This window comes from Vibrio sp. 10N.222.55.C6 (assembly GCF_041473395.1).
GTDB classification, from domain to species: Bacteria; Pseudomonadota; Gammaproteobacteria; order Enterobacterales; family Vibrionaceae; genus Vibrio; species Vibrio crassostreae_C.
The window spans coordinates 1-444 of the sequence record NZ_JBFRSD010000886.1; the positions used below are offsets into that span (position 1 = coordinate 1).

The 444-nt window shown below is 43.5% G+C and carries 1 pseudogene; it reads right to left on the minus strand.

The annotated features are described in order from the left end of the window. Nucleotides 1–444 (minus strand): annotated as a pseudogene (locus AB4486_RS26695) (urea ABC transporter permease subunit UrtB); the annotation flags it as partial.

A 444-nucleotide genomic window follows, 5' to 3' on the forward strand; every position in this document is an offset into this window, starting at 1 on the left:
GTTATTAAGAGAAGTGGCAATCGCTAACGACAAATCCATTAGCTCAGCTACTTTGCCATCTGATTCATTGGCTCTGAGTTCAGTTAGTCGTTCGATAATGTCAGCGTCTTTGGTTCCTAACAAATCCAAAACCGCCTTATAACGCACATCAGGGTTGCCGCTGTTCAGTCCAATCGAGGCTATTTCCCCGCGTAATATCCCGCGAAGTTTGTTATTCACACGAACCTTTTTAAACTGTCTCGCATTCTCGATATTAAGCGTTGAATCATCCCATACTGACTGAGCTGACGTCGCTGTTTTGATACTTTGAATGAGGTAGAGCTGTTTGTACTGCTCGCTCTGTTTCTCATTGAAGTAGTAAAGGTTTCCGTTTAACCAGCCATCTAAAATAGCTTTCGACACGTCTCCCGTTTGCGTCTCAATCACCCAATCGATAGCTAATTC